Origin of the sequence: Xanthobacter nonsaccharivorans (genome assembly GCF_043194755.2) — a bacterium.
GTDB classification, from domain to species: Bacteria; Pseudomonadota; Alphaproteobacteria; order Rhizobiales; family Xanthobacteraceae; genus Xanthobacter; species Xanthobacter autotrophicus_G.
Genome location: NZ_CM195526.1, coordinates 196,582 through 223,471 on the forward strand (window position 1 = coordinate 196,582; position 26,890 = coordinate 223,471).

23 protein-coding genes are annotated in these 26,890 nt (G+C 64.9%); 1 reads left to right on the plus strand and 22 read right to left on the minus strand.

The window, feature by feature from the left end; translation table 11 throughout:
• Window positions 1-35: 35 nt before the first annotated feature.
• The 17 genes from V5F59_RS00890 to V5F59_RS00970 form a co-directional block, all read right to left on the minus strand.
• The gene (locus V5F59_RS00890) at window positions 36-2,114 is read right to left on the minus strand and encodes an AIPR family protein (protein ID WP_393979443.1); all 2,079 of its coding nucleotides are present in this window, start codon (window positions 2,112-2,114) and stop codon (window positions 36-38) included.
• Window positions 2,114-3,097 (minus strand): PD-(D/E)XK motif protein, encoded by a 984-nt coding sequence (locus V5F59_RS00895; RefSeq protein ID WP_393979445.1) that lies wholly within the window; start codon window positions 3,095-3,097, stop codon window positions 2,114-2,116. Before V5F59_RS00895 ends, V5F59_RS00890 begins: the two co-directional genes overlap by 1 nt.
• On the minus strand, window positions 3,094-5,847 hold the full coding sequence (locus tag V5F59_RS00900; RefSeq protein ID WP_393979447.1) for a Z1 domain-containing protein: 2,754 nt from the start codon (window positions 5,845-5,847) through the stop codon (window positions 3,094-3,096). Before V5F59_RS00900 ends, V5F59_RS00895 begins: the two co-directional genes overlap by 4 nt.
• A complete protein-coding gene (locus V5F59_RS00905; RefSeq protein WP_393979449.1) occupies window positions 5,844-7,322 on the minus strand; it encodes an ATP-binding protein in 1,479 nt (492 codons plus the stop codon). The genes V5F59_RS00900 and V5F59_RS00905 overlap by 4 nt, the downstream gene beginning before the upstream one ends.
• Before the next feature lie 213 nt (window positions 7,323-7,535).
• Window positions 7,536-8,039, minus strand: a complete 504-nt coding sequence (locus V5F59_RS00910; RefSeq protein WP_393979451.1) for a very short patch repair endonuclease — start codon at window positions 8,037-8,039, stop codon at window positions 7,536-7,538.
• A 45-nt stretch (window positions 8,040-8,084) separates the two neighbouring features.
• Window positions 8,085-10,415, minus strand: a complete 2,331-nt coding sequence (locus V5F59_RS00915) for a DNA cytosine methyltransferase (RefSeq protein WP_393979453.1) — start codon at window positions 10,413-10,415, stop codon at window positions 8,085-8,087.
• Between the two features lie 156 nt (window positions 10,416-10,571).
• A complete protein-coding gene (locus V5F59_RS00920; protein ID WP_393979455.1) occupies window positions 10,572-11,255 on the minus strand; it encodes a hypothetical protein in 684 nt (227 codons plus the stop codon).
• Window positions 11,248-12,072 carry a hypothetical protein gene (locus tag V5F59_RS00925; protein WP_393979457.1) on the minus strand — a complete coding sequence of 275 codons (825 nt, stop codon included), beginning with the start codon at window positions 12,070-12,072 and terminating at the stop codon, window positions 11,248-11,250. Before V5F59_RS00925 ends, V5F59_RS00920 begins: the two co-directional genes overlap by 8 nt.
• A 239-nt stretch (window positions 12,073-12,311) precedes the next feature.
• Window positions 12,312-13,418, minus strand: coding sequence for a DUF6932 family protein (locus tag V5F59_RS00930; protein ID WP_509211152.1), 1,107 nt, complete (start codon window positions 13,416-13,418; stop codon window positions 12,312-12,314).
• A 242-nt stretch (window positions 13,419-13,660) separates the two neighbouring features.
• Window positions 13,661-14,305: an NrsF family protein gene (locus V5F59_RS00935; protein ID WP_393979461.1), complete on the minus strand. Its 645-nt coding sequence runs from the start codon at window positions 14,303-14,305 to the stop codon at window positions 13,661-13,663.
• Entirely contained in the window at window positions 14,305-14,955 is a 651-nt protein-coding gene (locus V5F59_RS00940; protein ID WP_393979463.1) for a sigma-70 family RNA polymerase sigma factor, read from the minus strand. Before V5F59_RS00940 ends, V5F59_RS00935 begins: the two co-directional genes overlap by 1 nt.
• 75 nt (window positions 14,956-15,030) lie before the next feature.
• Window positions 15,031-15,501 (minus strand): DoxX family protein, encoded by a 471-nt coding sequence (locus tag V5F59_RS00945; RefSeq protein ID WP_393979465.1) that lies wholly within the window; start codon window positions 15,499-15,501, stop codon window positions 15,031-15,033.
• A 35-nt stretch (window positions 15,502-15,536) separates the two neighbouring features.
• Window positions 15,537-16,391 carry an HvfC/BufC N-terminal domain-containing protein gene (locus V5F59_RS00950; protein ID WP_393979467.1) on the minus strand — a complete coding sequence of 285 codons (855 nt, stop codon included), beginning with the start codon at window positions 16,389-16,391 and terminating at the stop codon, window positions 15,537-15,539.
• Window positions 16,388-17,377, minus strand: coding sequence for a hypothetical protein (locus V5F59_RS00955; protein ID WP_393979469.1), 990 nt, complete (start codon window positions 17,375-17,377; stop codon window positions 16,388-16,390). Before V5F59_RS00955 ends, V5F59_RS00950 begins: the two co-directional genes overlap by 4 nt.
• 16 nt (window positions 17,378-17,393) lie before the next feature.
• On the minus strand, window positions 17,394-18,293 hold the full coding sequence (gene bufB / locus V5F59_RS00960; protein ID WP_393979471.1) for an MNIO family bufferin maturase: 900 nt from the start codon (window positions 18,291-18,293) through the stop codon (window positions 17,394-17,396).
• Between the two features lie 65 nt (window positions 18,294-18,358).
• Window positions 18,359-18,691: a BufA1 family periplasmic bufferin-type metallophore gene (locus V5F59_RS00965; RefSeq protein ID WP_393979473.1), complete on the minus strand. Its 333-nt coding sequence runs from the start codon at window positions 18,689-18,691 to the stop codon at window positions 18,359-18,361.
• A gap of 270 nt (window positions 18,692-18,961) precedes the next feature.
• Window positions 18,962-19,246, minus strand: coding sequence for a putative quinol monooxygenase (locus V5F59_RS00970; RefSeq protein ID WP_393979475.1), 285 nt, complete (start codon window positions 19,244-19,246; stop codon window positions 18,962-18,964).
• Window positions 19,247-19,578: 332 nt separating this feature from the next.
• Here V5F59_RS00970 and V5F59_RS00975 point away from each other — a divergent pair, with 332 nt between their 5' ends.
• Window positions 19,579-20,544 carry a GlxA family transcriptional regulator gene (locus V5F59_RS00975; protein ID WP_393979477.1) on the plus strand — a complete coding sequence of 322 codons (966 nt, stop codon included), beginning with the start codon at window positions 19,579-19,581 and terminating at the stop codon, window positions 20,542-20,544.
• A 274-nt stretch (window positions 20,545-20,818) separates the two neighbouring features.
• Here V5F59_RS00975 and V5F59_RS00980 read toward each other — a convergent pair whose 3' ends face one another.
• The 5 genes from V5F59_RS00980 to V5F59_RS01000 form a co-directional block, all read right to left on the minus strand.
• Window positions 20,819-21,037, minus strand: coding sequence for a GDCCVxC domain-containing (seleno)protein (locus V5F59_RS00980; protein WP_393979479.1), 219 nt, complete (start codon window positions 21,035-21,037; stop codon window positions 20,819-20,821).
• 26 nt (window positions 21,038-21,063) lie between these two features.
• Window positions 21,064-21,552 carry a DUF411 domain-containing protein gene (locus V5F59_RS00985; RefSeq protein ID WP_393979481.1) on the minus strand — a complete coding sequence of 163 codons (489 nt, stop codon included), beginning with the start codon at window positions 21,550-21,552 and terminating at the stop codon, window positions 21,064-21,066.
• A gap of 150 nt (window positions 21,553-21,702) precedes the next feature.
• Window positions 21,703-24,876, minus strand: coding sequence for an efflux RND transporter permease subunit (locus tag V5F59_RS00990; RefSeq protein ID WP_393979483.1), 3,174 nt, complete (start codon window positions 24,874-24,876; stop codon window positions 21,703-21,705).
• The gene (locus V5F59_RS00995; RefSeq protein WP_393979485.1) at window positions 24,873-26,309 is read right to left on the minus strand and encodes an efflux RND transporter periplasmic adaptor subunit; all 1,437 of its coding nucleotides are present in this window, start codon (window positions 26,307-26,309) and stop codon (window positions 24,873-24,875) included. Before V5F59_RS00995 ends, V5F59_RS00990 begins: the two co-directional genes overlap by 4 nt.
• Window positions 26,306-26,713, minus strand: a complete 408-nt coding sequence (locus tag V5F59_RS01000) for a FixH family protein (RefSeq protein ID WP_393979487.1) — start codon at window positions 26,711-26,713, stop codon at window positions 26,306-26,308. The genes V5F59_RS00995 and V5F59_RS01000 overlap by 4 nt, the downstream gene beginning before the upstream one ends.
• Between the last annotated feature and the right edge of the window lie 177 nt (window positions 26,714-26,890).

The window sequence follows — 26,890 nt, forward strand, 5'->3', positions numbered from 1 at the left end:
TCCCGTCCAAGTCCGCGGCTTTTTCGGCAGGACCATCAGACCGGCCCCGCTTGGTCGTCGCTGACGTCTAGCACGCCAGCGGCCCGTGTCGCCTGCAGGGCCTCCAGTCCGAACTTGGCCTGCTTGATCGATGGCCGCTTTTCCCAGCCGCCGATCGCGTAGCCCGCCAGCGTGCGCAAAATGCCTGCCGTTCGCCAGTGCAGGATCCCTGCTTGCTGACCCAGCTCGGCTGTTCTCAGCCAGGTTGCGCTGTCGATCTCCATGGCCTGGCGCACGCGGTCGAAATCCTCCCCCGAAAGTGCCCTGGCCTTATCGCCCTTGCCAGGGGTGATAGACGGACCGGCATTGGCGAGTTCCGGCGGCAGCGGGTCCAGCAACGGCGGAAATTGGTCCCTGACCGCCGTCCAGCATTCTTCGCGCTTGAACCACTCGCCGGGATTGCGCTGGCCTGCGGTCGATCGCAGGGCTACATCCACCGCGGCGGCCCAGGTTCGCAGCAGATCTTCAAGTTCCGCCGATACCGCCTGGCGCCGCCAGACGGCTTCGAAGTCGAGCACGCCACCAGATCGCTGCGACAGACCCGCCACCAGATAGGCCACGATCTGGGAGCGGAAGGCAGGAAATCCCATCTGGCGCACCACACGCTCAGCCGTGCGATAGAGGAGCGCCGTCGCTACCAGGCGCTGGAACCAGGCCTCGTCCGGCGCCGGTGGTGGGTTGTCCTTCAGACGCTGCATAAAGTGTTGGAAGTTCTTCTGACCGCCCATGCAGACTCTGTATGGCAGGCCGTTCCACGCGTTCAGGTATCGCGCCAGATCCAGCTTGCTCAGGCGTCGTGATTTGGGGGTTTGGGCCCGGAAGGCCTGCTCATCCTTCGGCCAGTAGGAGGCTTTCTGCTCGGCGGCCAGATAGGAGCCGCGGGCGCGCTCGTAGAACCAGCGCCCGCGTCCGTTCTCCAGCCAGCAATTGTTGGCCAGGGTCTCGACCGCCTGGTGGAACGGGTCATTGGCCGAGAAGTCGGCCTGCTGGACGGTGTTCTGACGGTTGGCGGCGCGGGAGACAGCGCCCACCATTTCGCTGAGATCGCCGCTTGTCACGCGAATGATTTTGACTGGGACTTCGACGCCGTCAAGCGGCAGCCGGTCCTTGAAGCGGGCCCTGTGAAGCGAGGCTGTCGTCTGGCCACCGTTGACGATCTGCAGGCCGCGAAGAGCGCTGATCAGGGACCGACCAGCCTCATCGGTCTCGAAGTCGATCGCATCGACGGTGGCCACAATGCCGTTGTTATAGGCCAGGAACCTCGACGGCTCTTCGGCGATGGTGCGGCGAAGTTCTGCGTTCACACTCTTCCGGCCCTGGATGCCCAGAAAGGCACGGACGTTCAGTTCGAGCAGGCGAACGCCATATTTCTGATAGATTCGGGACAGCAGCTCGCCGGGCAGGACCGTCAGATAGGCCTCATATCCGCCGGCGCCGGGCCTGACTGGGAGGCAGGCGAGCGGGGCCCCGGAAAGCTCCCTCAGATTGACAGCGATGTCAGAACGCGTCTCTCCCTCGCCAAGGACGCGATGCAAGCGGGTCATGTCGAAGGCGTCGTATTCGATCGTTCGCCCATTCCATTCGCTGTCCTGCGGCAGGAACGACCCCGTCAGTTGATCGGTCAGCAGAATGAGTCTGATGGAGGTGATCTGCGCAGCTTCGTGCTCGATGCGTCTGGCGAGATCGCTGGCGTCCGAGTTGGAGGGCTCCAACTTGTCAGCCAAGCCATCCATGGAGGCGCGGGCAAAGCGCAATGCACGGTCGAATGCTGTCCGGATCTCCGCCGCCGTCAGGCGCGTCGGCGGCACCTCTCCGGTGTGGATGGTGGTGAAAAGCTCCAGCGCACCTCGTTCCTCGTCGATGGCATAGCCATCGATGCGATAGGCGGCTCGGCCCGTGTGGCCCTCTTGGTATAGATCGAAGGCCTGCTCCAGCCGCTCGGCATCCTCAAGCCGTTCCAGAACCAGCTTGGTGAACATTTCCCCGGAAAACAACGTCGAAGCTTCGGGGCTGGCGACAGCTTCCTCGACGTCGGCGGCGAAGGCTTCTGCAAAGGCATGCAAGGGATCGTCCACTATGTCCTCCGCAGGCAGAAGGCGGTCCGGGTTTCTGACCAGGGCCGAGCGAGCGACTGAAGATAGGCAAGGTCCAAAGCGTAGGTCACCTCCGTGACGCCCGGCGGGACATCCTTGCGCAGAAGTCTCGGGAAACCCTCGGCGACGCGATAGGCGGTGATCTGCTGAACCAAGGATTTCAGGCCGCCGCCCGGCCGCCGGTCGAAGGGGCTAAGGCCGCGACGCAGCAGAGCATTGGAGAACTGCCGACGGGCCTCGTCGTGGGGCAGGACCGCGACGATCCTCTCGATCATGTCGTCAACGGTCTCCCCTTGAGCAGATTCGTAGAGCCTGACATGCAGGAAATCGAGGCACTCCAGCCCGTCGTCGCTCAGTTGGTCGACCCCGGAAATCGTCACTCGTGAGCCCGGACCGAGCGTGGTCTTGACCTCGAGCGCGTAGCCAAGATGTTCGAAGTCGTGCAGGGCGTCGTCGGGGGCCCGCCAGGCTGGCAGGAGGCCGGCGTCGGCATCGAGCAGATGGCGCAGCACTTGGAGTTCGCCGATCAAGCCAATCAGTTCCTTGCGACTCATGCCGCCGCCGATCGCGCGAAGGAACGCGCGCCAGGCCTCCAGCCGGCTCAGGACCGCGGAAATCGTCGAAGCCCCGTGGGTGTCTTCGGCATAGGCGATCACGTCCAGGCAGATCGTGGCGAAGAGATCGCGCTTGTTGGCGTCCTCAAGCGACAGGAGCAGCCCCTGGCCATGGTCGAGGAGCACCCTTGAGCAGCGCATGCCGCCGACTTCGAAATCGATATCGCCGAACGCCGCCGGGTTGGGAAGATCGAAAATCAGGCAGGGCGAACGATCGGATGCGCGTAGTGCTGCATGAACATCGAGCGCGACGACCCCCTCGATGCGCAGGCTGACATAGGCCCTGTGGCCCGGTCCGGCCGTGGCGAGACGAAGCCAGAGCGTCTCGAGCTGAGTATCCGAAAGGCTCATCGACGATTGTGCTCTTTCTGAAGCACCGTGTTTTCGACATAGACGCGGCGGCTGGCGGTGTTGCTGTCCGGAAAGCTGACGACGACGCCGATCACCGGCCCGTCGGTCTCGACCGTGCCGGGCCTGTTCGGGTCGAGCGGATAGATGATCAGCATTCCGTTCTGTGCCCGCCGGGTCCGGCGTACGTCAGGGCCAGCCGGGCGTACGGCCGCATCCTGTCCCGTCGCCGCCCTGGCGCTGTTGGTCTCGGCCAGGGCCTCGGCGTATTCGGCGTCGGAAAGGTCGACCGCTTCGTCGGGCGGGTTCAGGATCGATCTGACGATATAACGGCCCGAGACCTGCCGTCCGGCGACGGGCTGGCGAATCGTGCTGTTTAGCTTTTGCCCAGCGAGCGTAACCTCGCGGCCGTCGCCTGTCGGTACAAAGACCGTCCAGGTGGTCAGCTCCGCGGGGTTCTGGCGCAACTGGTCTTCAACATAGTTGGCCAGACGCGCCGCCTCGATCTCCCGGTTGCCCGGTGGAAAGTTCAGCGTCCGGAGATAGGCAGCCACCCGATCACCCGGCACGTTTCGCCAGAGGAGTCCTGTGGCCGTGCCCGTGCCCGCCGGTCGCGGCGCGTCCCGCTGCGGCGGTTCCAGCGACTCCAAGAAGACTTCCGTAGCGGCAGCGTTCTGGTCCAGCACGTCGCGCTCGGCGTACATGACCGTCTGGATCTTGCCCTCGCCCCCGAACCCCGCCTGACGTTCGACGGCGTGCCGCTGCTTGTTCGCGGCGGTCACGTTCATCACGCTGTGGGCCTCTACGCGCAGACCATAGTCCTTTGGCGTCTCGCGCATCAGCCGCATGTGGACCAGCTCGGCGCGCAACTCTTTGCTCGCAGTCGCCACGTGCCTGAACCAGTCTTCCATGTCCGGCGTTGTATAGAGGCGGCAGACGTCGGCGAAGCCACGGCGATAGCCGAACCAACGGCCCATCTGCAGCAGGCTGTCATACTGTTTCGAAATGCGCAGGAAGTAGCTGACGGTCAGCCCTTCCAGGGTGAGGCCTCGGGAGAGCTTGTCGCCCCCGATCGCGATCACCGACAGGCCCGTCCCGGCGTAGCGGTCATAATCGAGGACCGACTTGGAGCGGCCGTTGGCAACGATGACTTGGATCTTGTCAGCGGAAGTCGAAAGCGCCGCCCGGATAGTCGGCCAGTCGACGTCGACGATCCCCCGCTCGAAGACGGTCCCCGCGATGGCGCCTGTCGTCGGAACAAAGTCGTTACGCCACAGCGCTTCCAGTTCGGCCAGGATCTCGCTGTCGCCGCCCGATATGCGGGCGCGGATGTCATCCAAGTAGCGTTCGACCTGGGCATGGACCTGATCGTGGACATCGACGAAGCGCGAGACGTGGATCAACATTGAACAATGCGCCGAAGGCTTGCCGCGGGCCGAGCGGATCGCGCAGGACAGTAGAAAGGCCCGCACCGCCTCCTTCAGCGATGGTGGCGGCTCGTTGGCACCACGATAGCGCGGACGTAGGTAGCGGTCGTGCGTGTCCGGGACCCAGCCGTCCCCGGTCTGGTCGATGTGGCGGATCAAAGGTAGCGCCGGGCTGTTGACGTCGTCGTTGGTTCCGAAGACCGCCGTAGGCCCGAAGTAGTCGTCCGGCGGCGTAAGCGCAAAGATAAAAGTGGAGGGGAAAAGGTCAGACCCGTATTTCTCCGCTGCGCGGTCGTCGTGAATCAGAATGTTGGCGAATGGGGTGGCAGTGTAGGCCACGTACGCAGAGCGCTTAAAGGAGCGCAGAAGCTTGCGAATCTCCCCATTTATCTTCGTTGGGTCGTAGTCTTCATCGAAGCTGCCGTCTGGCAGCGTCGGCTGGTCCTTGGTATCGATAGAGGCCTGATCGGCCTCGTCGTCGATCACCAGCAGCGGCGCTTTGCGGAATTCCTCGGGCAGCTTGCCGATCCAACCGTTCAGGTTGCGGAGGACAGTGGCATTCTTCTTGACCACGAAAAGGCAGGGCTGGTCCAGCGGCGCGAAGTTGGCCTGACGTGCGAACGCGATGTTGAAATCGCCGGTGGGCGAAGCCAGAGTGAGGGCACCGGCGGGAAGCGCCGGCGGTATCAGTCCCACCCCGATGGCCTTCATCCGGCCAGCGTCCTGCTGTTCGGGTCGGGTGTCGTATCCGAGGAAATCCAGCTCGAGCCGGCTTTGGGTCTGCAGACGCAGCAGATTGTGCATGCCCGCCAGGATGATGACGACGCGGTAGCCGGCGTCGACGGCGCGGTTGATCACTCCTGCATAGTGGGCGGTCTTGCCTGACTGGACATCCCCGACGACAAGGCCTTTCCAGTTCCAGGGCCCTTCGCGCGCGGGGTCGTCGAGCAGTTCCACTACCCGCGCGGTGCTGTCGCGCAGCTCTTCGACCGAGCGGACCGGCCAGTCGTTCTCCTGCAGCTTCTGAAGATAGCGGGCCATAAACGGCCCGGGCCGGCGTCGGTCGCCAACGTACCACTCTCCCGGCAGCGAACGGTCCACCACGGCGATCGCGTGGCCTTGCTGGACGACATAGGCCGTCTCAAGCGTCCTGACGGCTTCGGCCAGTTGCGCTTCGGTAAAGGCATGCCCTGTTCGCCGGGCGACAATCGGGCTCACCGAATCGATGGCGTCCCTAATGGCCGTCCGGTCGACGGGCCGATCTTCTGTCGACGTCAGCAGTTGCCGGGCCATGTTGACCAGCGTCTGAATGGCGTCGCGGCTCATTGAGGCGAACCGAGCTTTTCGAGGACGGATTTACGGATCTCAGGGGCGTCAAGCCGCATGGTTCGTAGCAGGCCGTCGAGGACGTCGGCGTGGGCCAGCCCCGGCACAGCCGACCTGACCGCCGTGACCAGATCCTCGACCAGGTGGTCATCGACAGCCTCGCGGCCGGTAGCGGCCTCTACGTTGTCGGAGAGATCCAGCCAGATGCGCTCGATGGGCACGGACCGTTCGATCAGGCTGATCGCCGCCCGGGCCAGCTTGCGCCGGGCGGCGTCGGCAGCGAGCAACTCGGCGATGATTGGATGGTCGCGGTTGATGCGGTAGCGACGTTTGCCGGAGCGATGTTCCTCATTCCAAACCGACAGAGCCGCCTCCTGCGGGCCTTTCTGTCGGACGACGCCGCCGCGCCAGGCGAAGACTTCCCGGGCTCGGTCGCGACAATGCCCGCCCAGGGCGGACAGGCGTTTCTTCAGCGCCGCCGGTGGCCTCGCCCTGGCCTTGCGCACGTCGATACGCCAGGCTGCGTCCACGGTCTGCGGCAGATCGACAGCGATGCGCGCCAGCCGGCTGCTTTCATCTTTCGTCCACTCGCGATGGCCGCCCAAGCCAAGCCAGCTGCCTGCGACCACCAGCCTCTTGGCGCGGTAGATGTAGAATCCCTGACGCTCGGCCCAGCCGCCAGGCCCGCCTGCGGCTGTGAACTCGGCCTCGTTGGCGAACCGGTCGCGATGCGGGAGCACGAACGGCGCCACTTGGACCGCCTGGGCACCGGCCCCGATCCTCCCCGCGCCCAGCGGTTTGGTGGCCGGATGGGTGCGCAGCATCGGATCCCAGCCCTCGACCGGGCGATCGTTGATGAAGATCGTTACGCGGCGGGCGTCACCGTCGAGGAAACGATGGAAGACCATGCCGAAGTGCGCGCGGACGTCTTGGATCTTGGCGAAGAACCCTTCTTTGTCGAGGCCGAAGAGACCGCCCATCTCGTCCATGCGTTCCAGAGCAACCAGAGTGCCATCGGCATCATCCGGCAGCGAGACGTGGTCGAACGGCGGTGGCGTGATACCGATCTCAGCGCACCAGCTCCGGGTTTTGCGGACCTTCTCGACGTCCCAGCACATGCTGCTGGTCACCCCCGCCTGGCGTGTCACCACGGTCAGGCGCTGGCATTGGGAGAGCGACGCAGTCTTCAGGCCGAGCCCGAACCGGCCCAGGTCGTCGGTATCGCGTTCGCGGTCCTCGTCGCCGCCGAATCGCATGCCGTCACGGAGAGCGCTGAACGACATCCCCCGGCCGTCGTCACGGACGGCGATTCGCGGGTCGCCGTCGTTCCAGTCGATGCTCAGCCGGATCTGCCCGGCGCCAGCTGACAGGCTGTTGTCGACCAGATCAGCCAGAGCGGTTTCCGGAGAATAGCCAAACCCGCGCAAAGACTTGAGCAGGGCGCCGGCATGGGGCGCAATTTCCAGACTGTCCATTGCGCCGCCTCCCGCTTTCCCTCCAAGGCGCGGCGTGCGGCTCGGCCACTCTGCTCAAAGCAAGATCCAGCTCTGCGCAACCCGCGTTGCGTCGTGGTGCAGAGCCAGCGACGCTAGGTTATGATGACCACGATGCTACATTACGTTTTTGCTTGAGCTCAAGCTTCGAGCGCGAGGTGGTCACGAATGACACGCATCGAGGGTGGCGGCCCCTCATGACATGGCGGACCAGTCGCCCGACACCTCGCCCTCGGCAAGACCTGCTTCCAGCCAAGCGATCACGCCCTGCGTCACCTGCGGCATGGTGCGCCGGGCCCGGCCGCGCAGCGCGCATTCCCACACGGTCAGAATTCTCCAGCCGGCGGCCCTGAGCGCGCGATCCACGGCCTCGTCACGCTGCCGGTTTCTCGTGATCTTCTCGACCCAGAAGGCGGTGTTGGTGGCCGGCGTGACGCTCTTGGGGCACCCGTGGCCATGCCAGAAGCAGCCGTGCACGAAGATCACCGCCTTGCGGCCCGGGAACACCAAGTCCGGTGTCCCGGCCAGGCGGCGGTCGTGGATCCGGTATCTGAGACCGGCCGCGTGCAGATGCTGGCGCAGTAGCATCTCGGGCTGGGTGTCGTGAGCCCGGATCCGCGACATGTTACGACGCCGCTGTTCCGGGGTCAGGGGGTCGGGATTGCGCGCAATGCGCAGGACTTCCTCGTCGTCAGCCATAGCTTCTCCCGCGGCGGAAGCGGCTGCCAGATGGCGCACCCTGGATCAGGCCTTGAGCCGCCCCGCGCCTCGATCGGCCTCGCGGCGGCTCAGCACGTGTGCCACCTTGCCGGCGATGGCGTGGCTGAGCATAGGCGGGACCGCATTGCCCACCATCCTGAACGCGTCCGTCAGTGCCGCGCTGCCGAATGAAAACCAGTCGGGGAAGCTCTGGATCCGTGCGGCCTCCCGCACCGAAATCGTTCTCGGCGCATAGGGATGGATGTAGGCGTAGGTGTCCTTTCCCATATGGCTGACCATCGTCTTGGCGGGACGCGAGGCGTCCATGCGCGCGACCCAATCACCGTGGTTGCCTTCGCGCTTGTCCATGTAATTTCCCCCAAGCAGGTGGTGGGATTCACCGAGCTTTTCGCCAGTGTGCTCGAGCAGCAGCCGCAGGGACAGCGCGCCGTCCACGCGGTTTCTCAGCGCCTTCAGGGCGTCGCGGTCGGGAAGCAAGAGTCCTTTTCGCTGCGTGGACGCCAGCACCTCATAGATCGATACGGGCAGGGCCAGCAGCGCGTCGATCAGATTCGCCAGTTCACCGATCGTTGGGGCCGCGTCCGCCCGATAGTCCATCCAGCGCTTGCCAGGTCCCATCAGTGAAAAGAACGCCGCGTCATCGGCGCGCGCGGCCCTGCTGGCGTGGGCATCTACCGCCGCTGGCGCCGTCGTAGCGCCGGGCCGGGGTCGGCGGATCCACTGGACGAACGGATGGTCACCGAGGACAGAATCGTCGATCATCGCGAGGCTAGCCATCGCATCACCGCCTTTGATTTCGCCGCCCACGACGGCTGGTGCGGGCAGTCCCGCCAGCGCCAGCGCCATCGGCGCTTCGCGATCGCGGCGGAGCGCCAGGCAGCCCAGTGCCTCCATAGACGCTGAAGCCGCGCCAGGCCTGGCCAGTACGCCGACCATGAAATATCGCAGGCGTGTTTGCGGGATGCCGAACCGAGACGCATCGAGGATGTCCGAGGCGACCTCATAGTTGGCTTCGCCATCAGAGACGTTGGCGATCGCCTCGGCGAGGATGTCGGTGGCCTGGAATTCACCGCCGTCTACCTTCACCACCGACTCAAAGTGCTGGACGTTTTCAAAGACAAACACGTCCGGCCTGAGCGCGCCCAGCACCATCACATACTGCTGGAAGAGAAGGTTCCGCGAGTCGCCGGCTTCAGCGTTACCGTGGACGTGAACGCGCGCGTCGCGGAGGCTGCGGATCTTGCCCCGGCCGATGCGGCTAAAGCCCTGGCACGGCGGCCCGCCGACCAGAACTGAGACCTGCGCGGTTTCCGTATAGAGCGTACGCACCGCCTCAGCGAAGGATTCGTCGGCGAACAGCTCGCTGCGAAGCTGCAGCCGCCGGGCGTGCCAGACCATCCACGACTTACGGACCGAGCGCATGCTCTCGGTGTTAAGGAACCGGACAAAGCCACCGACGCGGCGTGGCGAAACAATCAGCTGCCCCTCGCCTTCCGCCTCCTGCTTGGCCGCCAGGGTCCGGGCCTCCTCATCCCACTCCCATTGTGCCACTTCCAGAAAGGTGGTGTCGGGCTTCCATTTCTTCGGCCGCGCCTCGCCCGGATCGCTTGAAGCCTCACCCCAGAGCAGCCGCGGCAACCCGGCGACCTTTCGTGATGGGCGGGGAAGCGCCAGCTTTTCGTGGAAACCAATCACCGACGTCTGGTCAAGTGCGCGTTGATCCAAGGCCTCCAGTTCCTCGCGCCAGGCGGGCATCGACCGGATGGCCCTCAGCTCGTCAAGGAACAGACGATCGGCGTCGGCCACCGCGTCGAGAAATTCCGGAAAGGCACCGTTCCTGAGGCCAAACAGCCTCGTGTGGATTGCGCTGTTGTTGAGCGCCCCGCCGACGTGCTGCAGGTAGAAGGCCAAAAATTCGGCTTCATTCATGAACTGAGTCAGATCGGTGGTTTGTCCCACCGGATAATCGCCACGGCCCAGGAGCGCCGCATTGCGGTTAAGAGTAGCGATCGGCTTGGGCTGAATATCGAGCGCCAGGATCGTCCTGAAATGGGCACCGTCGCCCAGCAAGTCAAAGCCCAGGCTCAGGCCGCCGCAGCCGGAAAACACGTCGACGACCAGCCGCGGCCGGGCTGGTGGCGGCGGGAGGTCTTCGGTCGCCTCTTCGGGCTCGACATCATGACTGGGCTGGGCCAGCACGAAGATGTTGGAGGTCTCGCGCTCGGCCAGCCAGTTCTCGTACTTGCGGGCGGAATCGCTGCGCACGTGCTCGCCGGCAAGATGCAACTGCAGAGTGGTTGAGCCGACCCCGATGACCGCCGCCGCGGCCTTTAGGTCCAGATCGCGCTCGACCATCGCCTTGCTCACCCGGTCCATCAGGGAGCCGGGGCCTGGGGGGCGCGGATCAAGATTCGTCAGATTTGACATTTCATCACAATAGCGAACACAGCATCCCGAACCCTCATCCTGAGCGTGTCCCCAGGCGATGATTCATCCCTTCCGGATCGGAGATCAAACCTCGAACGGCATCAAGTCAAGGCCGTCGCCGACAACCAAGACGCAGGCGTCCGCGACGAGCTTTGTGCTGACGTGCCAGTAACCCTGCCCGTTGGGCCGGCGGGTCATCTTCATCTCGTCGAGGAAGGGCTCAAGGGTGCCAAGCGGTATCGCCCAGGCGCGGCCGGTGTCGATACCGGTCAGCACCAAGTAGGCGTCCGGGGCACCCGCAAGATAGTCACGCTGACTTTCATAGAAGCAGTACCAGTACGCCTGATAGGCGCGTGGATAGCGGCGCGAGGTCGTCACGACCGCTCTTACCGCTCCGTCGTTGGTCTCGAAGAGCGAGCCTTTCTTGGCGGTCAGGTTGACGGCCAGCCTCTCGGCAAGGCAGGCGGCCGCGCGTTTCCGGGCGAGCGCAGGCGACGGAGCCTCGCCGGAGTTCGGCCGCGCCGGGCGCTCTGGATCAAGCAGCGTAGCCTCATCGGTGATTGCGCCTTCTCTGTTGGTCAGGATCATGCCGCGCAGATCCTGGCCCCGCAGATCGACGCCATCCAGACTGGTGCCGACATAGAGCGTTTTAGGGTCCGCGCCGGCGATCTGCGCCAGTTCCCGCAAGTCGCCGGTCGACGCCCTAAGAACCCTTTCGATTGCCTTGAACCAGTCACCTCCGATGAGGTGGTCCGCATTATCACTCATCGCTGAAGATCACCTCGGCCAGGGTCATACGGGCATAGCGGTCATCCAGTGGGCCATGCATGAGCCCGGCCTCGAACAGACGAGTCCGGATGACGGCTTCGGCCGCGGCCAGTCGATTCCTATGCTGAAACGAACGGCTCAGCTTCGCCCAACCCGTAGCATCCTTCCATTCAATGTCGGAGATTACCAAATCCTCGCGTAGACATCGTACCTCAACGCGTACGCTGGGCGTCAGGCCCTTGTTGCGGTTCTTGCGCATGTCGATGAGCTCAAGACGCGGCGCCGACCTAGCGTCCCAGGGATGTCCGTCAAGCTCAAGGTCCTTCGTCGCCGCCCGAACGATCCAGCGATAGTCGCCATCGACGGTCTGACCTTGGGTTACGATCATCGACCCGCTACGCCGGGAGATACGCGCCTGGCGGTCCTGGCTGACCATCAAATTGCGCTGGAGTTCAATCGCGCCGGCGGCTTTAGCGCCCTTATTTCCTACGTCGCCGGAAAGCTTCATCTTCCCGCCGGCCGACCGGCGCGCGGCGCGCTTGTCTTCGAGTCTCACCTCGACGGCTGGGGCTTCACCGCGTTCGACGGACGCCCTGTCGACCCTCACCGGCTCGAGCTCGTTCATAACGACAACAACTTCGGCCTGCCTGAGGGCCAGACGAAATCTCACGGTCTCGTCGGGTCTGCTGCCGACCCTGGCCAGCCCGAAAACCACATCGACGTGCAGGGCAACCTTCTTGCAGCCCTGAAAGCCGTCGTGCCAGGCGTCTGCGGTGACGACATCGGCAAAGGCGCGGCGCCGGTTGTGTTCGGCCACTTCAGGCTCCCGGTCTGGTGGGCTTCAGTTTTCCGATCACGATGTTCAGTCGCGCACGGCAGCGCTTTGAAAATAGCCAATAGCAACAACCATTGCCTGGGGAAATCAAAGATTGATTGGGCTACCATACCGGTGGTGCTTAGCGTCCGCTTCCCGGCTCCGGGGCCAGCGTCCGCAGTTGGCGCTCCGTGGCCAGCCCTGCTCCCGTTGTTCGCCGCATCAACAATAAATTGCGAGCGTCAGACGATCCTTGCTCGTGCGGCCGCGCTCATCTTCTCCACCGCCCGACGGCGCCCCAGCCCGAGGTTGATTTCCAGCCGCGGCATCCATCGGCGGGAAATGACGTCTCGTCGGATCACATTGGTGTGGTTGAAGATGTCGCAGGTCATCTCTTCGAGGTTCGCCGCCGGCTTTCGGAAGCCGATCTCTCCCGATTTCCCCAGGAGCTTAACTTGCATAAGCCCCGCAGGCGCCGCGAAGCGGACAACCTTGTCGTTCGGTGCCCGCTCGTGGATCACGTGCCCCACTGAATTGGACACCTCCGCAAAATCCAGATTGGGATCCAACACGCTCCCGGTCAGGATTAGAGTGTCGATCGGCACTGGAGTGATGTCGAAGCCCCACAAGTAGGCCGCTGCGATGTAGGTACCAAATGAGTGCGCGATGATCGATAAATCGGAGCCGTAGCGGCTGCTGATATCCTCAAGGTGATTCCGGAAGTTGTCGACAATCTCTTGGCGCTTTTTGCCGTCGAGAAAGACAGTCGCATCGACGTAGCCGTAGGTAAATGGGGCGACCACCCAGCCATTCGCGCTGGCAATGTGCGCGATCTCAGAGTTCCATTCGGCATGGGTGAGGATCCCATGGATTGTGACTAACGCCTTCTCCCCCGGGTTTCGGTCCGTGATGTGTCTGAACGCATAGGCGCGTTGGATGATCTCCAGGCCGGTCGTATCGTCGAGGTCTATGCCGCTCCAGAGCTCGGGCCCGACTGTCTCCTGCAGCGGGATAGCGATGACCCCTACTTTCACGTTATTCCGACTGTTGGCGAACAGTTGGACCATGCTGCCCAGCATGCCCGTTTGGTCGGCGGCGCAGAAGAACATGTCCAACCGAACACCCGAGATTTCCACGCGCTCGGCTCGATCCGGTATCTGCTCCTCCTTTGCAAAGACAATCGCGCAATCTAGATCTGAAGGAACCTCCTTGGTGGAGATGAAGGAGCCACCGACGAGGATCATGGAGGCGCCACGCGCCCGCGCGAATTCCAAGACGTCGTGCATGGGCTTGTGGAAGTGGGCGCGCATCCCCGAGTGGCAAAAGATGCTGAGGAACTCGCTCGGCATGAGCTCATGAAGGCCCTCAGGAAGGAATCCATCGGGACGGTAAGACGGAAGCGACAAGAATTTTCTTCCTGCAAGGGCTGGTGTGAAAGGGGGTTTGTAACACGATCGAGCACGAGGTGCCTGGCGTGTTCAGAGGGCGCTCCGCCGCACCAAGCGACGTCAACCTGTTGGTTCCGGCAATGTCCGGTGTCGGTAATTGCCCAAATGACCGCTGTTGGCGCTATGAGGCACTCTATCTACCTTCACACTTCCGCCTTCGACATTTTCCGACTGAAGATCGCAGCACCTCCTAGGAATAGAACGGCCGTGCCTAGGTTCCATCCAAGGATCATGGCGGTGGCGTCGAGCGGATGGAACATGGACAGGGCTGTTGCGGTGATGGCCGAGACCGCGAGGCTTCCCATCAGGATGACCGACGTGGGCCGGAGCGCCGCCGCATAGCGAAGCATCCCCAGCATCAGCAGCGACAAGGGCAGGCTGGTCAGTACGAGCGTCGCGAGGCAACTCGACGCCACCTCGACCGTGATCGCGCCGGGCGGCACCGGTACCCAGCCGGCGAAGCACTGATAGCCGATGGTCGACAGCCAGACGATGAGCGGTGGGACAGGCAGGAGAAGCCACCCGCGGGAGCGGTCCGGCAGGCTGACGAAGAAGGTGGCGACGGTGGCGAGGATGCCCGTCATGAGCGACGAGATCATGTTGATGGCGAACACGGCGTCTTGCATGCGTTCGGCGAATTGCGGACGCATCCCGTGGCTGACCGTCATGAGGCCCATGATCGTGGCGGCGAGCAGGAGCCAGCCGACGGCGCGAACCAGCGGCGGGCGAAGGCGCTTGACCGGCCGAGCATTGGTGGCGAGGGAGCGGATCAGATCGGCCGTTTCCATCACCAATCCCTCCCGTCCGAGAGCAGCGCCCGCAAATTCCGGAGCGCCCGATGGGTCGCCATTTTCAGCGCCGCGATGGAGAGCCCGGTCGCGTCGGAGGCTTCCTTCAATGACATTTCCTTGAGCTTGAGGAGATCGACAGCCGTTCGCTGAACCGGCGGTAGCCCATCGAGAGCCTCCGCCAGGCGATGCTTCTCGATCGCATCGCCGCTGGTGTCGAGCGCCGCTGCGGTTGCCTCATGCTCGGCGGTGAGCGGGGCCTCGCGCAATATCTGCCGGCCACGCCGGCGCAGCCGGTCGACGGCACGGCGACTGGCGATGCCGACCAGCCAGGGACCGAATGGCCGCGCGGGATCATAGGTGTGCCGGATCGAATGAAGGGTCAGCAATATGTCCTGCACGGTGTCTTCGATGTCCCAATGGTCCTTGTGCCATCGCCTGACCAGTGACCTGAGATAGGGTGTGACTTCCTGGAGAAGGCGCAGATAGGCGACGTTATCGCCGTCCTGGGCGCGTGCCATGAGAATTGTCCAGTCGAGATCTCGCGATGCAGCGGCCTCCGACCCCCGCAGCGTGCCCCGTGCTTTCTCTCCGGTGGCCTCGCCATCCGAGGCGACCAGTGTCAGACGCCGCCGCCCGTCATCCTGCATCGCGCCAGCTCCCGGAGACGGCGGATGCGGGCGGGCAATCGCCTTGCGGACCGTGTTGAATGCTACAGCGCCGCATCACCTTACCCCCGGCCAACGGGATCGAGCGACGCCCGTGTCAATCCAATGGTCGATGGAAATCGCACCGGGACCAATGGCTATGATGCCCACCGCCAAAGCTGCCCAATAGAGGTGGAAATTGGCCCAGCCATCCGGAAACACCAGCTGGATCACGCCGGTCATCACCAGCAGGCCGAGTGCGGCAAAGCGTGTTCCAAGACCCGCGATCAGCAGGGCGGGAAGCCCGATCTCGGCGATCGCCGTCGCCAGCGCCAATTGGTCCGGTGCGGGCAGCGCGTATTCGCCACCGAAGACGTGCAGCTTGAACTGATCCTCGAACAGGAACTGCGTTCCCGGCGAGACGGACAGGAAGCCATCCCATCGTGTCAGGCCGGAACGCAGGAAGGGAAGCGCCAGGGCAATGCGCAACACCGGAGGCGCCACATGCCGCGCCATCGTTTCCATCCCGAGCAGCAGACGACGGACCATTGCAACCGTCCTGCCCGACACTGTCGGTGACGCGCTCATGCGGCCTCCATCGAGCGTGCCGGATGCAGGTCATAGCCAGTGATCACATTGGCCTCGATCATGCCTCGCAGCGTGCGCGCGAGATCGAAGTCCGGAGTGACGGACAGTCCTTCCTTCACCGCATCGCCGATCGGCGAACCCGCTTGCAGGGCTTCCATGAAAGTGGCGGCGCCTGCCGGCAGACGCCGGATCTCGACGTCTGCCTCGGGACGGGCAACGAGCGCATCGCCCCCACCCGCTTGGAGATCGACAGGCCCGACGTCGTCGCCCCCGACATTCGCCTGCCAGACGCTCACAATCGGATAGGCCGATTTCACGATGCGCACGGACGGGTGCAGCGCAAGTCGCAGCGTCGGGACACGGTCCGGCGGTACATGGCCAAAGGCGGACGGCGGCAACGGTGGTGCCTCGGCCGCGTGATAGGCTTCCACCCACGCACGCTCCAGATGCGCGACATCCGGGAGATAAGCGAGCACGGCGGCAGGCTCAAAGCGCGCGATGAAAGCCGGGAAACCGGCCCCATAATCGAGCATGACCGGCGAGGCCGGCGGTTGAGCCACGACGTACAGGCGCGCCATGGCCGCGAAGAACTCCCCGCCAACCAGGCGGTGGACCACTGGATAGGCCGCCTTCAGGGTCTCGACCAGGCCGACGACGACGTTGTTGCGATAGACGGCGAAGCGTCTCGCGCTCGGTCGCCCGTCGGGACCGACCAGACCGGCAGGAGCCGGCTTGCGAGGGTCGAGGATCGCATGGGCGAAGTCGCCCTGCTGGGCTGAGAACCCATGTATGATGGAATCTTGCGCGCGGCCTTCAGGAGGCGACGCCGGGATGCCGATCGAGCCGATCATGGGCGATCCCCCGGACGGGGACGCCGAACGACGTTGGTCCAGAAGGTGCGGAGGCTGTCGACGCCCCCGGCCGTCGAACTCCACAGGGTGGCGTCGCCCACCAGCAGGGCGCCCGCGAACTCATCCGGCTTCGATTGCAGCAATGCGTCGAAGGTTGTGCGGCCGCCGGCCGTGAAGGGATGGGGCGGGGCCGCGAGGTCGATGTTCTGGCGCGCCATCACGTCGAGATGGGTGCGGGCCTCGCCCATGCGCTCGAAGTGCGGCAGATGCGGATGAAGATTGAAGGTGCGCACGCCCGAGAGCAGATGAAGGCGATCGAGAGACGCATCCGTATCGATCGGCGAGGGGGTGCCGTCCGGCTCCGCGGCGGGGCGCAGCCCGAACCGGTTCTCGACGGGAATGCCGAGGCCGGCGAGCAGCGAACGTCCGAAGCCGCCGAACCCCTGTCGGGGCGGGATGGTCTTGTCGCCGTGATGCAGAAAATCCGCCACCTGCCGCGCCACCGTTTCCTCATGCGAGCCCGCCTCCTCCTCGCCGATGTCGTGATGCGGGCCAACGAACAGGAGGTGGTCCGGCACGGAGAGAAAGGAGCGGACGAAGTCGATTTCCGGCTGGAGCGCCTGCTGATGGGTTCGCAGGGAATCGAAGCTGATGACGATGAGCGTATCGATGCCTCCGAGGGTTTCCGACCCGAGCGGGACGAGCCGGCCATCGCCGTCGACGCGCTCGATCTGGAGCACCGGATGGCCGCTGACGGCTTCGCCAAGCTTCACGAACGCAGCGAAGTTCTGCTTCATGATGTGGTCGAGGAAGCCGGCGATGCCCTGGTCGAAACGCGACGGATCGCTCAGTTCCTCGAACCGCGGAAAGAGCATGCGGCGACTTTCGAAGAGCGCCGGAAAGCGGTTCTCGATGATGTCGAGTGGAGCCCCCGTCTCGTCCGGCCGGCTCCAGGCATAGTAGATGGCAATTCTGCGTGCCGACATGTGATCTCCCTCCGGATTAGTGCGCGTGGACCAAAGCGGGTGCCCGGCACCGCAGGCGGGCGATGTCACCCATGATGAGCTCGGCCCGCTCGGCTTCGGCTTTCAGCGTCGGCCAGTCGGGCACGCGGGCGTCCCACTCGATCAGTGTCGGAACCGGCCCGGTGCGCTCGATCACACGGGCGAACAGCCCCCAGACGATGTCCTCGACCGGGCGGTCATGCGCATCGATCAGCAAGGGACGGCCTGCTTCATCGGCGTCCGGCGCAAAGCCGGCCAGGTGGATCTCCTGCACATGGGAAAGCGGATAGCCTGCGAGATAGCTGATCGGGTTCCAGTTCTGATTGGTGCAGGCGACGTGGATATTGTTGATGTCCAGCAGAAGACCGCAGCCTGTCCGTCGCACGATCTCGGCGATGAAGTCGGGCTCCGACCAGGTACTTTCGGCGAAAGCCAGATAGGTGGAGGGGTTTTCCAGCAGCATCTGGCGTCCGAGATCGCCCTGCACCTGATCGACATGCTCGACGACGCGCGCGAGGGTTTCGCCCGTATAGGGCAGGGGAAGCAGGTCGTTCAGGAAGCCCACGTCGTGGCTCGACCAGGCAAGATGTTCCGAGAAGAGCGCGGGAGAGTAACGATCGATCAACCGTCTCAGGCGTGCCAGATGCTCCTTGTCCAATGGCCGATCCGCGCCGATCGACAGTCCGACCCCGTGCAGCGACAGCGGATAACGCTCGCGGATCGCCGACAGGTAGCGATGCGGCGGACCGCCGGCCCCCATGTAGTTCTCCGCATGGACCTCGAAGAAGCCCATATCGGGAGAGGTCTCCATGATTGTCCGATAGTGCTCGGCCTTCAGGCCGACGCCGGCCCGCTTCGGCATCGCATTTCGGCAGGGATTGGAAGTTGCTTCCGGCATGGCGCCCGCCTCGGTCTATGCGGGGAGGAAAGGGCCGGGCCTTCGCGGCCCGGCCGAGCGGTCGATCAGACCTTGGGCTTGAGGCTGCCCGCGCCATTCGGCGTGGAGAGGGTGGTGCAGGTCCCGGTCGGCACCAGCTTGAAGGCGGTGCCCTGGTAGTCGGCGACGCTGGTGCCCGCGCAGGTCGTGCCGGCGCCGGCATAGCAGTCGTTCTGGCCCTTCAGCGCGACGCCAAAGCAGGGCTCGACCTTGCCGGACTTCACCTTCACCGTGTTGTCGGCCTGGATCTTCTTCTGCTGCGCCGTGAACTCCTGCGCATTCGCCGGAGCGATGGCGAGCGTGCCGAAGGCAGCAGCAAAGGCACCGGCCACCAGCGTGGACATCAGACGATCGGACATGTCGGTTCTCCTGAAAGTTGAGCCAGCACGCCTCTTGCTGCTGGCGGATGGCGGCTGTTTCGGCGCGCCTGTAAGGTGGTTCGTCGGGACATTCTCCGAGGTCACTCGGCTTCGGAGGAATTTTCTCGGGCGGTCTTCGGGAAGTTGCCCGTCGAGAGGGCAATCGGGCTGACCACGTGGCCGCTTCTTGCTGTCCTCGACGCATCCCGCCATCCGATCGGGAACAGCGGTTCAGGTCGAGGACTTTGCGAACGCGGATTTCCGTTTCGCTCAGGCTGCCGGCTTTGACGCGATCACTGCGCTCGGATGCAATTCGGGCTCGGCGGCCAGCAGTTCGGGGACGGTTGCAAAGATCTGGCGCGCGGCATTGCCGGACATATGGGCGTTGAGGCTCCCCTGGCTGTCGAACAGGTCCACGAGGAAGATCTTTTCCGCGTCGGCGCTCGAGCGCAGGACGAGCCAGAGCGTCGTGCCTGCCTCCGCCTCCACCGCGGGCAGCACCGCCGCAATTCTCCTCGCCGCCTCCTCACCCAGACCGGGCTTGGCCTTGAACACGACGACACCTGCTGTTCTTGTCATGGATGCGTTCCTTTCCAATGTGGGCACTGCCTAGCTGTCAGGCTCCACAAACGGAGGTTCGCCCCGAAGCCCGGAGAGGTAACGCGATGAAGGGAGCACCGATCGAGGCAACCGCCTCGATTGCGGCCGCGCAGGTCTTCCCGGCCAGATCCAGCGGCATGATGTGGGGAGAGATTTTCCTTGAAGGCATGGCTTTTGTCTTGCGCTGGCTGGATGAGGCTCGAGCAACCGTAACGCAGCGCTGGACTTGGCGGAGAGTGGAGAATTAGCCTATGGAGGCGCAAAAATCGCCACGGAGGTGGCGTGTCATGAACATTGTCGTCGTCGGCATCGACGGATGCCTTGCCTCCGGCTTTCTCGGTTTTGTCGACGTGTTGTCCCTGGCGCGGGAGGTCATCGCCAACTACATGGGCGAAGCGCCTTTCGAGATCCTGACCGCAAGCGAGGATGGACGCCCGGTGATGGACGGTCACGGCCGGCGACTGGAGGTTGATGCCCGCCTTGACGAGATCGCGTCGACGTCTGCCGTTCTCGTGCCAGGACAGGTTCCGCAGGGGCTCAGGCTGCCGGACATGTCGAAGTTCCGTCCGGTCGCCGAATGGATCCGCTATCAGCATGCCCGTGGCTCTCTCGCCTGCGGCTCGTGCGGCGGGGTCTACTTGCTTGGAGAGGCGGGTCTGCTGAACGACCGCCGCTGCACCACGACCTGGTGGCTGCACGACGAGTTGAGGCGGCGTTATCCTCGCGCGGACGCGGCTTGGGGGGGCGCGCTCACCGATGACGGCGGTGTCATCACCGCCGGCGGCGCATTGTCATGGACGGATATTTCCCTCCACGTCGTGCGATGTCTCTGCGGAACCGAGGCCGCGCGCATCGCCGCCGACTTCGCCGTGGTGGACACCACGCCATCAAGCCAGGCCGTCTACATCCCGGCCGGTCATCTTGCCGAATCCAACCCGTTTTTGCTCGAGGCGGAGCGGGCCGTTCGACACGTTCGCGGTCGACGGATGTCGACGAGCGAGCTGGCCGAACGGCTGGCGCTCTCCGAACGGACGCTGCACCGTCGCCTCCAGGCCCTCGCCGGGGAATCGCCTAAGCGGTTCATCGACAGGGTTCGCTTCGAGATGGCGCGGACGATGCTCGACGCCGGCACGATGAGCATAAAGCAGATCGCCCAGGCCGTAGGCTTTGAAGACGACAGCAGCTTCAGGAAAAATTTCAGACATTTTGCTCAGATGACCCCGACGGCCTATCGGGCGAGAGTCAGGGTATAAAATTAAAAGCGAGGGTCAAACAATTTACGATAATTTAGAAGCATGGCAGGCCACCGCGACAAAGCCCGCTCACATCAAAATATAGTGCGGAATTTTACCTATCTATATATCATGACTTATATTGATTGATAAAATTTGAATTTGCATATTCAAACTCTCTCGTTGCAATGAAAGCTGTTATCCAATTTCGTGGAACGAATGAGCGCATCTGGCAGATTCCGGATGTCGCCTTCTGGCGCTCTTGGCCATTTGCATCGCTGTACGGTGATGCCAATCAGGGTTTCAGCCTGCAGCAACCGGATTTGCTCTCCTGAACCGGCGGGCATGGCACGTCGGCGTAGGAGCAGAAGACGCAGCAATCTCCGGGTTTGGGCTTCAGCACGGCCCCGCATGCCCCGCACGTGTAGAAATACCGGCAGGCATCCGTCGGCATCGCCTCCTTGAATGCCGCTCCGCAATGCGGGCAGGTGATGGTGGCCTCAAGAATGGTCATGGGTGGGGTCTTCTGTCGGTGCAAGATCAAATCGCCTGCGTCCCGTGATAGCGGGCGAAAACGCGCTGCGGCCCGGGACCGAACAGGACGACCTCGTAGGGTTCAGGCGCCATTCCGGTCACCTCCATGCCGGGCGAGCCTACCGGCATCCCCGGCACGGCGAGGCCCCTCGCCTCTGGCCGCTCGGCGATGAGCCGCACGATGGCCTCGGCAGGCACATGCCCCTCCAGCACATAGCCGCCCACTTCCGCCGTGTGGCAGGAGATGAGCGCCGGCGGCACCCCAAGCCGTGCCTTGAGGGGTCCGAGGTCGGTCGCCTCCAGCACCTCCACCGGGAAGCCGGCCTCCTTCACGTGCGCCACCCAGCCGCGGCAACAGCCGCAGCTCGGGTCGCGGGTCACGGTCATGCGGGGCAGGCCCTCCGCCGCCCATGCCGATGGCAGGAGCAGGGCAGCACCGGCCTGTGCCGCGCCGGCCAGGAAGGCACGACGGGTCGCAAACGCTCCGATCCTCATGATGCTTCTCCTTTTGTCCCCTCACCGGAAGAACACATATTTCACCAGCGCCGCGATCACGAGTGCGAGCACCACCAGGCCGATCAGCCCGGCGAGGTCCATCCCCCACCCCATGCCTCCCATCATGCTGTTCATCATGAAAACCTCCCGTCATTCAGCCGCCTCGATGCCGGCCGGCGTCCGGCCTGTCGCCGCCGCGTCGGCGGAAGTTCTTTCGCCCAGCCGCCAGCCCTTGACCAAAGCGTAGACGGCCGGAATCACCACCAGCGTCAGCACGGTCGAGGAGACCATGCCGCCGATCATCGGCACGGCGATGCGCTGCATCACCTCCGAGCCGGTGCCCGTGCTCCACAGGATGGGCAGCAGCCCGGCCATGATGGCGACCACCGTCATCATCTTCGGCCGCACCCGCTCCACGGCCCCCAGCATGATGGCCCGGTTAAGATCGGAGCGGGTGAAGGGCCGGCCTTCCGCCCCCCGCGCGGCCCTCAGTTCGCGCATCGCCTGATCGAGATAGATCAGCATGACGACCCCGGTCTCGGCGGCGACGCCGGCAAGGGCGATGAAGCCCACCGCCACCGCCACCGAGACGTTGAAGCCGAGCCACCACATGAGCCAGATGCCGCCGACCAAAGCGAAGGGCAGCGACAACATGACGATCAGGGTCTCGGTGAGCGCCCGGAAGTTGAGATAGAGCAGGAGGAAGATGACGAGCAAAGTCACCGGCACCACGATGCTCAGCCGGGCGGCGGCGCGCTCGAGATATTCGAACTGGCCGCTCCAGGAGACATAGGTGCCGGGCGGCAGCTTCACCTCGCGCGCCACCGCCTTGCGTGCCTCGGCGACATAGCCGCCGAGATCGCGGCCGGCGATGTCCACGAAGACATAGACCGCGAGCTGCCCGTTCTCGGTGCGGATCGACGTGGCGCCGCGGTTGAGCTCCACCTTCGCCACCGCGGCGAGGGGCACCGCCCCGCCGTCCGGCAGCGGCACCTGCACGTCGCGGGCGATGGCCTGCGGATCGCTGCGGAAGTCGCGGGGATAGCGCACGGCGACGCCATAGCGTTCGCGGCCCTCCACCGTGGTGGTCACCGTCTCGGCCCCGAGCGCGGTGGCGATCACCGCCTGTACGTCGCCCACCATGAGCCCGTAGCGGCCGAGAGCCTCGCGGTCCGGCACGATGTCGAGATAATAGCCGCCGATCACCCGCTCGGCATAGGCGCTGGATGTGCCGGGCACGGCCCGCAGCACCTGCTCGATGGCGCGGGCGATCTGCTCCATCTGGGCAAGGTCGGTGCCGAACACCTTTAGGCCCACCGGCGTGCGGATGCCGGTGGCAAGCATGTCGATGCGGGCACGGATGGGCATGGTCCAGGCGTTGGAGACGCCCGGGAACTGCAAGGCCCGGTCCATCTCCGCCTTCAGGCTGTCGAGGGAGACGCCGGGGCGCCATTGATCCTTCGGCTTCAGGTTGATGATGGTCTCGAACATTTCCATGGGCGCCGGGTCCGTGGCCGTCTGCGCCCGCCCGGCCTTTCCATAGACCGAGTCCACCTCGGGAAAGGACTTGATGATGCGGTCCTGCATCTGCAGCAGTTCGGCGGCCTTGGTGACGGACAGGCCCGGCAAGGTGGTGGGCATGTACATCAGCGTGCCCTCGTCGAGGCTCGGCATGAATTCGGAGCCGATCTGGCGGGCGGGCCAGATCGTCACCGCGAGCACGGCGAGCGCGAGGAGGATGGTGAGCGTCTTCGCCTTCAGCACGCTGCGGATGACGGGGCGATAGACGAATATAAGAGCACGGTTGATGGGGTTCCTGTGCTCCGGGACGATCCGGCCGCGCACGAACACCACCATCAGGGCCGGCACCAGCGTCACCGAGAGCAGCGCCGCCGCCGCCATGGCGAAGGTCTTGGTGAAGGCGAGCGGGCCGAACAGCCGGCCCTCCTGCGCCTCTAGGGTGAAGATGGGCAGGAAGGAGACGGTGATGACGAGCAGGCTGAAGAACAGCGCCGGCCCCACCTCGCTCGCCGCCTCGATCAGGATCTCGACCCGTGGCTTGTCCTTCGGCGCGCGCTCCAGATGCTTGTGGGCATTCTCGATCATGACGATGGCCGCGTCGATCATCGCCCCCACCGCGATGGCGATGCCCCCCAGGCTCATGATGTTGGAGCCGAGGCCGATGGCCCTCATGGCGGCGAACGCCATGAGAATGCCCACCGGCAGCATGAGGATCGCCACCAGCGCGCTGCGCAAGTGCAGCAGGAACACGATGCAGACGAGGGCGACGATGAGGCTCTCCTCGACCAGCGTGCCCTTCAGCGTCTCGATGGCCCGCTCGATCAGCCTGGACCGGTCGTAGACCGGCACGATCTCGGCGCCTTTCGGCAGGCTCGGGGCGATCTCCGCGAGCCGCGCCTTCACGTTCTCGATCACGGCGAGGGCATTGGCACCGAAGCGCTGCAGCACGATGCCGCTCGCCACCTCTCCCTCGCCATTAAGCTCGGTGATGCCGCGCCGCTCATCAGGGCCGATCTCCACACGCGCCACATCCTTCACCCGAAGCGGCACGCCGCGGTCGGTCTTCAGCACCACGTTCTCGATGTCGGCGACGCCCTTGAGATAGCCACGCCCGCGCACCATGAACTCGAACTCGGACAATTCCACCGTGCGCCCGCCCACATCCGCATTGCTCGCCGCCACCGCGGAGCGCACCCGCTCCAGCGGAATACTCAGCGCCCGCAGCCGGTTCGGATCCACCACGATCTGGTACTGCTTCACGAAGCCGCCGACGCTCGCCACCTCGGCCACGCCCTCCGCCTTCGCGGCGGCGAAGCGGATCACCCAATCCTGCAGCGACCGGAGCTCCGCGAGTGTCATCTGCTTGGCCACCACGGCATATTGATAGACCCAGCCGACGCCGGTGGCGTCCGGGCCGAGGCTTGGGGTCACGCCCGCGGGCAGGCGGCGCGCCGCAGCGTTGAGATATTCGAGCACGCGGCTCCTCGCCCAATAGGGATCGGTGCCGTCCTCGAAGATCACATAGACGAAGGAGGCGCCGAAGAAGGAGAAGCCGCGCACCACCTTGGATCTCGGCACCGTGAGCATGGAGGTGGAAAGCGGATAGGTGACCTGGTCTTCCACCACCTGCGGCGCCTGGCCGGGATAGTCGGTGTAGACGATCACCTGCACGTCCGAGAGGTCGGGGAGCGCGTCGAGGGGCAAAGTGCGCAGGGCATAGAGGCCGGCGGCCACGGCAAAGGCGGTGCCGACCAGGACCAGCACCAGGTTGCGCGCCGACCAGGCGATGAGGCGGGCGATCATGGCTGCGTCTCCACGGGCGCAAGGCCACGCAGGGCGGCCTTCAGGTTGCTCTCGGCGTCGATCAGGAAGTTTGCCGCCACCACCACAAGGTCGCCCTCGGCGAGGCCGTCGCGGATCTCGGTGAAGCCTTCCCCGCGTTGGCCGACCGTCACTTCGCGCGGCTCGAACCGGCCGTCGCCGCGATCGAGGATCACCACCTGCCGCTTGCCGGTGTCGATCACCGCGTCGTCGGGAACGGCGAGTATGGGGACGGCCTCGCCGGTGCCGATCGTCACGTCGACATACATGTTGGGCAGAAGAACACCGTCCGGATTGGCGATCTCGATACGCACGCGGGCAGTGCGCGTGGCCTCGCTCACCTGGGGATAGACGAGGGACACCTGCCCGTTGAATGCAACGCCCGGCCGGCCACGGACATGGACACTGGCCTGCGCTCCGATCCGCACCGCGCCGAGGTCGCGCTCCGGCACGTCCGCCAGCACCCATAGGGAGGAGATGTCGGCGATGCGGAACAGGACGGCGCCGGGCTCCGCTCTCATGCCGTCCACGGCATTGCGCTCCAGCACGACGCCGTTGCGCGGCGCCCGCCAGGTCATGGACAGGGGCACCTTGCGCGTGCGCTCGATCTCCGCGATGGCCTCGGCCGGAACGCCTAGGTTCTCCAAGCGCTGGCGCCCACCGCCCACAGACGCTCCCCGCACGCCGCCATTGAGGTCGGTGACGTATTGTGCTCCCGCGGCGGCGATGTCCGGCGCATAGAGCCGCGCCAGCGCTTGCCCCTTTACCACCTGGTCGCCGGTCGTGACGTTTGCCACCGCGTCGAGAAAGGCGGGGCTGCGGGTCGCTACCACGGCGATGCGCCGCTCGTCGAGCTGCATCATCCCGGGCACGCGCACGTGCTGGTCAAGGGGGCGCCGTTCCACTGCCTGCGTCCGCACCCCGGCCCGCTGAAGCTTGCCTGGCGGGATCTTAAGGAGGGGACCGTCCTCCGCCTCGCCGTCATAGACGGGGATGTAGTCCATCCCCATGCCGTCCTTCTTCGGCACCGGGGAGGTGTCCGGAAGGCCCATGGGGTTGCGGTAGTAAAGGATGCGCCGCTCGCCGCCGCCGGAAGACATGGCCGCAGCGGACATGGCGGCATCGGCGGGGGGCGTCTCGTCGAAGCTCACCTCTGCGCTCGCCCGGACGGGCAGGAAGGGGCGCCCGCCGGTGGTCCGGGCGGGTGCTGCGGAATAAGCGGGCCGCCCGTCGGGGTCCTTGTAATAGACGACCGGCCCCGAAGGGGGCGGCGGCGTTTCAGCGGCGACGGTCGTGGTGCCAAACAAGGTGGAGGAGCCGGGGATCGCGATGCCGCGATGCCCGGCCCAGTAGCCTCCGGCCCCCGCCGCCACAAGGGCGGCGAGGGTGAGGCCCCGGAGGGCGGTCCGTTTCACGGCACGGCCTTCAGGACCAGCCTGCTCTCGAGCGTGCCGGTCTCGCCCTGAATCTTGGCGCCGAGGGAGAGGCGCCAGCCGCCTGTCATCATCAGATGGGTCTTGAAACGATAGACCCCGGGCTCGGTGGAGGGCACCGCCGCGATGGGCGCCGCCATGGTCGGCATCCCGTCCGGCGCCATGTCCATGCGGCTCGCGAAGATCACGGCGTCCGGCACCGGCTTGCCGGATCTCTTGTCGACGAGCCGCACGGCGACGATGGCGCCGTCACCCTGCTTGATGTCTGACTCAACCAGACGGAACTCGTAGTCGCTGATCTCCGCCCGCGCCACGGATGCGGCCGAAGCGAGCAGTGCGGCAGCGAGCGCCGCCGCAGCGGCGCGCTTCACAAAAATGGTCATCATAGCTTGAAAATCCCAGGTTCATCGCTGTGCCGTGCGCATGGGCCGGCATTGCGCGGCGACAGCCACGCATTCTCGACCGCCCGAGCCTTGCCGGGGCGGCACGAGCCGGCGCCGATGCGCCGGCGATGTCCTAGGTTCGCGGAGGTCGAGCCGGAGGCGCGACAGCCAGCGCGTCGC